We start from the raw sequence: 5920 nt of genomic DNA on the forward strand, positions 1-5920 counted from the left end.
GCGGCCCGCGCATTAGACTGAGTTCACCGTGCCGAGTCTGCCTGCCCCTGAACCCGTTACCGAGCTGGAAGTCCTGGCGCTGAGGTCTGGCGTGAAGGGCAGTCGGGGACTCTGGCGGGGGGAGCAGGTCTACGTCAAGACGCTTGTCAGCGATGACCCTGACCGGGTCGCCATGTTCCACCACGAGGGCGAGGTGGCAGCGCGGGTCAGCCAGCCACCGAACGGTCATCCGCTGGTCACGCCGCTTCTGCGGCACACCCATGACCAGTTGATTTTTCCGTTCCTGCCCGGTGGCACCCTGCGTGATCTCGCCCGCTGCGGCCCGATGAGTGCCGAGGCCGCCACCGAGGTGACCTGGGGCGTGTTGCAGGCGGTGGCCTTCCTGCACGCCCGGGGCGTTACGCACCACGACCTCAAACCGGAAAACGTGCTGCTGGTGGGCGGCGAGGCCCGCATGGACGCAGTGCGACTGGTGGATTTCGGCATGAGTCACGCCACCGATCTGCCACTCGACATTCACTCCGGCACCCGCATGGGCACCCCGCATTTCATGGCCCCCGAGCAGTTTCAGGGCGTGCGTGGTGACCCCCGCAGCGACCTTTATTCGGTGGGCGTCTTGCTGTTCGATTGCCTCGCCGGGCATCCGCCTTACGAAGACGCCCTGGGCTGGCTGGTCGGCATCAGTGAGGAACGCGCCGCCGCTCCTGGCCCGGACGCCCTGCAACCCGTCATCCTCTGGGCCATTCAGCGTGACCGCAGCTGCCGCCCCCAGAGTGCCGCCGACTTGCTGGGAGCGCTGGGACAGGCTCGGCAGGCGCTCGGCTTAGCGGCCCTGCCCGACCTTTCCAGCTCTGGAGCCGCCTGATGGCCCTGCTTGCCTTTACCGGAAACCGCTTCCTGGCCGACGAGACCCTGCGTGAGACCCTGGAGGCACGCGGGCTGAATGCCCGTGATCTGCCGCGCTTTTCCGGCGACGATGTGAACGCCGACACCCTGGGACCGCACCTTGCCCCCAGCCTGTTCGGAGACGGGGGCGTGGTGGTCGATTTCGAGGGTGTCAAACCCGACAAGGCTTTCCTCGAACTGCTTGTCGCCGCGCCCGTCACAGTCGCCGTGCTTGATGAAGCTCCGCCCGCCACCCGCCTCAAGCTCTACGAAAAGTCGGGTGAAGTCTTCGCTTCCGCTGCCCCCAGCAAGCCCGGCGACGTGACCGGCTGGGTGGTGACGCGGGCGAAAAAGATGAAACTGCCGCTGGAGAAAGACGCCGCCAGCTATCTGGCCGAGGTGTTCGGCAGCGACCTCGCCGCCATTGCCGGAGAACTGCACAAGCTGGAGCTGCTGGGCGGCCCTCTCGACCGCCAGCGGGTGCAGGGCGTGGTGGGCCGCGAACCGCCGGGGGACTCCTTCGCCATGCTGGGCGCCGCCACCGCCGGACGGCCCGGCGAAGCGGTACTGCAACTGCGCCGCCTGCTGGCCTCGGGTGAAGACCCCTTTCGGCTGCTGGGCGCGGTCGTCTGGCAGTACAGCCTGATTGCCCGCACAGTGGGTCTGATTCAGCAAGAGGGCCGGGTCAATGACACGGTGGCGGCCCAGCGACTGGGCATCAAACCGTTTCCAGCCAAAAAAGCTCTCGAGGTGGCGCGGCGTCTGAGCGAAAAACGTATCCAGGGCCACCTGAGCGCCATTTTGGAAGCCGACCTCGCCATGAAGCGCGGCCTCGACCCGCAGGTCGCCCTCGAACGCCTGCTGGTGCAGCTCAGCGTTTAGGGCATTTGACAGAAAGAGACCCCTCACCCCTCGCTACGCGAGGCCCTCTCCCCTTGGTAGAGGGTCAGAAAACCACAAGCATTTCTTACGTCAAAACTCTAGAGCAGCCTACGCGTTGCCTCCGCTTAGCACAGAACACGGCGAGCGTGCTTCTTGGCAGCACTACCCCGCTAAAGTAGCCGCCGCTGGGAGAACTGAACTCACCCCATCGCTTATTCCAGCACGTAGCGCACGCCCGGCTCGAAAGGAAGCTGGGCGGTCTGGTGGCGGGACAGCACCCGGTTAACCCGCCAGGGCATCCACTCGGTCTGGCCCTCGGCACTGCGCAGAAAGCCGCGCACGCCGACCTCAATGGCGCGGGCCGGACCCACGAGCAGCGCAGCGAGGGCAGCTCGAACCGCCTCGGCGTCGTGCAGCGGCCCAGTCAGGCGGGCAGAAGGCACCCCGGCGTCGGCCAGGGCAGCGTCCGGCGCGCTGCGGCTGATGGCCTGGGGGTGCGGGCGGTAGAGGTCCACCCGGAAGCCCTCCAGCACACGCAGAGCGGCGATGGCCTGGGCTTCAGGCAGAGGAGCGCTGAACGCGACGTGAATGTCGAGTTCGAAGCCTTTGACTCCCTTTTGCGATGGAGCGGACTGGGTCACGCGCTCGGCTCCGTATTCGGGGCGCTCTGGGCCATCAAGCGGCGGTGGTGCCCTATGTGGTAGACCCCCATCCGCAGCCAGTCGAGGGCGTCGAGTTCACCGAAAAAGGGATGCCAGACCGTGCGGCCCGGCGTTTCGCGCACCTGCGCGGCTTGCGCTTCGAGGGCGGCCCGGCTGGCCTGCCACTGCGCTTCCACCTCGGCCCAGGCGGTGCCCGTCTCGCTCGGCATGGTGGCGACCGGGGCCTGTCGCTTGCCGTCCCGGAGTTCACCCGGAGCCTGCTCACCGGGTCGCAGCGGGCGGTCGGACAGAAGCAGGCGCAGCACCGACGTCACCGCACCATTGACCTTCATCACATGCTCGGTTTCCTGAGCGGGCGACCAGTCGCGGCCCGGTTGTTGACGTTGCCAGTCGCCTTCACGGGATCGTAACGCCTCACCGAAGGCGTCGAGTTCGCGGGTCAGGCGGGCCTGCACATCGGCGGGGGTTTCGCCCAGCGCCCGCAGCGTGGCCGGGTCCTGCAAAATATTGGAGGTCATGCCCGGCAGTGTAATGCGCTTTACGGCGCTTTTTCACCGATGACCGTTTTCAGCACGCCCACGCCTTCGACCTCCACCTCGACCACGTCGCCGGGTTGCAGCGGCCCCACACCCTCGGGCGTGCCGGTCAGGACCACATCGCCGGGTTCCAGGGTCACGAAGCGGGTCACGTAAGTCAGAATCTGAACCACGTCGAAAATCATGTGACTCGTTCGTCCGTCCTGCCGGGTTTCACCGTTGACGCGGGTCTGCACCTGCACGTCGGTCGGGTCAAACTGCGTGACCAGCCAGGGACCGAGGGGGCAGAAGCGGTCGGCGGCCTTGGCGCGGAACCATTGAAGGTCGGTCTTTTGGCGGTCACGGGCGGTCAGGTCGAGGCCGCAGGTGTAGCCCAGAACCGCGCCGAGCGCTTCGTCGGCCCGGAGGTTGCGGGCACGCTGCCCGATGACCAGCGCCAGTTCGCCCTCGAAATGGAAGTTCTCGCTCCATGACGGATAGGCCACTGCGCCGCCGGGTTCGGCCAGGGCGTTTGGCCCCTTGAGGAAGATGCCGGGTTCGGCGGGCAGGTCACCCGTGTCGTTGCCCAGTTCGCGAATATGGTCCAGATAGTTGCGCCCCACGCAGACGATTTTGGTCGGCTCGGCGGGTGCGAGCAGATGCGCCTGTGCCAGCGGCAGCGTCTCCCCTGTGCGCGCTCCACCCAGGCCCGTCATCAGGTGAATGGTGTCGTCGGTCAGTTGACCCCACTGGGCGGCCCCGCCGTGCTGTACTCGAACGAGTTTCATGAGGGCAGCATAACCGGGTAAGCGGCACTAAAAACAACGGCTTCTTCCAAATAAATTTGAATGTATCGCCTCAAACGTCATTGCTCCAGTCAAGTCACCGTTTGCCTGCCGCAAAAGAAGGAAAATACCCACATGACGACGAACCCTTCTTCCCTGACTTCGGTCGGCGCGATACGGCCCCAGACGATGGCCGAGAAGATCCTTTCCCGACGCGGCGATAAGGTGGTGTACGCCGGTGACCTTGCCGTGGTCGAAGTGGACCAAGTCATGGTGGTGGACTCGATCGCCCAGAGCTTTATCGAGCGGATGCAGCGCGACCTGAACGCCGTACCTAAATACCCGGAGCGCGTGAGCATCGTGATTGACCATGTGGCTCCGGCGAGCACCGTCAGCGTGGCGCAGGCGCAGAAAGAAGCCCGCGAGTACGCCGCGCAGACGGGCGTGCGGCTGTTCGACGTAGGGCGCGGCATCTGTCATCAGGTGCTGATGGAAGAAGGGCTGGCCCAGCCGGGCTGGATTGTCCTGGGGTCGGACAGCCACTCGACCACCTACGGCGCGGTGGCAGCCTTCGGGTCGGGCATGGGCGCCACCGACATTGCTCTGGCGGCGGCCAGTGGCAAGACCTGGCTGCGCGTCCCCGAGAGTGTGAAGGTCACGCTGAGCGGCGACCTGCGCCCCGGCGTGAGCGCCAAGGACGTGGCTCTCGAAATGATTCGGCAACTGGGGGCCGACGGCGCAACCTACCAGAGTGTCGAAATCCATGCAGGCGACCGTTTTACACGGGGCGAACGGATGACCCTGGCAAACCTGTGTGTCGAGGCCGGAGCCAAGACCGGACTGGTCGTGCCTGGGGGCGAAATCCTGACCGACTACGGCTACGACGTGCCGGACTGGGTCTACCCCGACCCCGGCGCCGAATATGTGCGCGAAGTCGAGATAGACCTGTCGGCCCTGGCTCCCCGCATGAGTGCCCCCAGCGAGGTGGACAACGTTCACGACGTGGCGACCCTGCGTGGCCTGAAGGTGGATCAGGTCTTTATCGGCACCTGCACCAACGGGCGACTGGAAGACCTGCACGAAGCCGCCAATGTGTTGCAAGGCCGCCACGTTAGCCCCAGCACACGCCTGCTGGTGATTCCGGCGAGCAGTCAGGTGATGGAGCAGGCCCTCGCGGACGGCACCCTGCTCACCTTGCAACGTGCCGGGGCGGTGCTCGGCACACCGGGCTGCGGCCCCTGCATGGGACGGCACCAGGGCGTGCTGGCCCCCGGTGAGGTCTGTGTCAGCACGTCCAACCGCAATTTCATCGGGCGTATGGGGGACAAGGACGCGCACATCTACCTGGCCTCCCCCGCTGTCGCCGCTGCGAGTGCCGTGCTGGGTCAAATCGGCTTGCCTGAAGACCTGGCAACGGCATAGCCCCACAACTTCCCCTTGGGCTCCTCAGCTGTGGGGACAACATTTGCATCATCGACCCACGGCAAGATTCAGGCCCGCCCCTTCTTATGGAGGCGGGCCTGAATGCCGGAGCCGTGCTCAGAGTTCGGAGAATTCGAAGCGGTCGCAGGAGCCGCCGCGCAGCACGCTCTCGGTCTGCTCACCCAGGTAGGTCTTTCCAGTGATGGCTTCGACGGCGCCCCACACGGCACCCAGAGTAAAGGTGCAGTTTCGGTCACTGCCCTGGGGTTCACCCGCGCTGCAGACGGTTTCCTGGGTTTCGATCACCAGTTTGTCGCCTTCCTGGTAGGACTTGGTCACGGCGCACAGGCGGGTGCCGTCCACGCCCACGGCGCTGTTGAGAATTTCGGCCAGCTTCTCGACGGGAACATTGCTGCCCGCCACGCCGAGTTCGTTGGCGAGGGCGTGACCGCGCACTTTGCCCGCGCGGGTAAAGACGACGGCGGCTCCGTCCGGCCCGAGGGTATCTTCGACGCCCGTGATAACGGCCTTGAAGCACACGACAGAGTTGTAATCACCGAGTTCAGGACGAATGTTATGGGAGTGAGGCATAGTTTCTTTTCCTTGAATAGGGAGAATGAAGGAGAAGGTCTTACAGGACGCTGGCGACGGACTGGGCAGCGTCGCGGGCTTCCATGTTCAGCAGGCCGAGGTTGATGCCCGTGGGGGCCACCACCGCCAGCACACCCTTGGCGCCGACCGAGTAGATGTAGACCTGACCCTCGGTGCC

7 protein-coding genes are annotated in these 5920 nt (G+C 65.5%); 3 read left to right on the forward strand and 4 right to left on the reverse strand.

Annotated elements, in window-relative coordinates; all coding sequences use genetic code 11:
- Nucleotides 1-28: 28 nt before the first annotated feature.
- Nucleotides 29-865, forward strand: a complete 837-nt coding sequence (locus tag Q4C89_RS13555; RefSeq protein WP_303103154.1) for a serine/threonine-protein kinase — start codon at nt 29-31, stop codon at nt 863-865.
- The gene (gene holA / locus Q4C89_RS13560) at nt 865-1767 is read left to right on the forward strand and encodes a DNA polymerase III subunit delta (protein WP_303103155.1); all 903 of its coding nucleotides are present in this window, start codon (nt 865-867) and stop codon (nt 1765-1767) included. The genes Q4C89_RS13555 and holA overlap by 1 nt, the downstream gene beginning before the upstream one ends.
- Before the next feature lie 212 nt (nt 1768-1979).
- Here holA and Q4C89_RS13565 read toward each other — a convergent pair whose 3' ends face one another.
- The 3 genes from Q4C89_RS13565 to Q4C89_RS13575 are packed head-to-tail and all read right to left on the reverse strand — an operon-like array spanning nt 1980 to nt 3732.
- Nucleotides 1980-2408, reverse strand: a complete 429-nt coding sequence (locus tag Q4C89_RS13565; RefSeq protein ID WP_303103156.1) for a hypothetical protein — start codon at nt 2406-2408, stop codon at nt 1980-1982.
- On the reverse strand, nt 2405-2947 hold the full coding sequence (locus tag Q4C89_RS13570) for a DinB family protein (protein WP_303103157.1): 543 nt from the start codon (nt 2945-2947) through the stop codon (nt 2405-2407). Before Q4C89_RS13570 ends, Q4C89_RS13565 begins: the two co-directional genes overlap by 4 nt.
- Nucleotides 2948-2967: 20 nt before the next feature.
- Nucleotides 2968-3732 carry a fumarylacetoacetate hydrolase family protein gene (locus tag Q4C89_RS13575; protein ID WP_303103158.1) on the reverse strand — a complete coding sequence of 255 codons (765 nt, stop codon included), beginning with the start codon at nt 3730-3732 and terminating at the stop codon, nt 2968-2970.
- A 132-nt stretch (nt 3733-3864) separates the two neighbouring features.
- On the opposite strand from Q4C89_RS13575, the gene Q4C89_RS13580 reads away from it, so the two are divergent.
- Nucleotides 3865-5151, forward strand: coding sequence for a homoaconitate hydratase family protein (locus Q4C89_RS13580; protein WP_303103159.1), 1287 nt, complete (start codon nt 3865-3867; stop codon nt 5149-5151).
- Between the two features lie 117 nt (nt 5152-5268).
- Here the strand turns inward: Q4C89_RS13580 and Q4C89_RS13585 are convergent, their stop codons facing one another.
- Nucleotides 5269-5742: a hypothetical protein gene (locus Q4C89_RS13585; protein ID WP_303103160.1), complete on the reverse strand. Its 474-nt coding sequence runs from the start codon at nt 5740-5742 to the stop codon at nt 5269-5271.
- Nucleotides 5743-5920: the final 178 nt, after the last annotated feature.

The sequence above is a fragment of the Deinococcus sp. genome, from assembly GCF_030523985.1.
Lineage (GTDB): Bacteria > Deinococcota > Deinococci > Deinococcales > Deinococcaceae > Deinococcus.

Excerpts from the sequence above, each read along its gene's own strand:
- holA (WP_303103155.1), top strand. The coding sequence starts at position 865 with ATGGCCCTGCTTGCCTTTACCGGAAACCGCTTCCTGGCCGACGAGACC.
- Q4C89_RS13570 (WP_303103157.1), bottom strand. The coding sequence starts at position 2,947 with ATGACCTCCAATATTTTGCAGGACCCGGCCACGCTGCGGGCGCTGGGC.
- Q4C89_RS13575 (WP_303103158.1), bottom strand. The coding sequence starts at position 3,732 with ATGAAACTCGTTCGAGTACAGCACGGCGGGGCCGCCCAGTGGGGTCAA.
- Q4C89_RS13580 (WP_303103159.1), top strand. The coding sequence starts at position 3,865 with ATGACGACGAACCCTTCTTCCCTGACTTCGGTCGGCGCGATACGGCCC.
- Q4C89_RS13585 (WP_303103160.1), bottom strand. The coding sequence starts at position 5,742 with ATGCCTCACTCCCATAACATTCGTCCTGAACTCGGTGATTACAACTCT.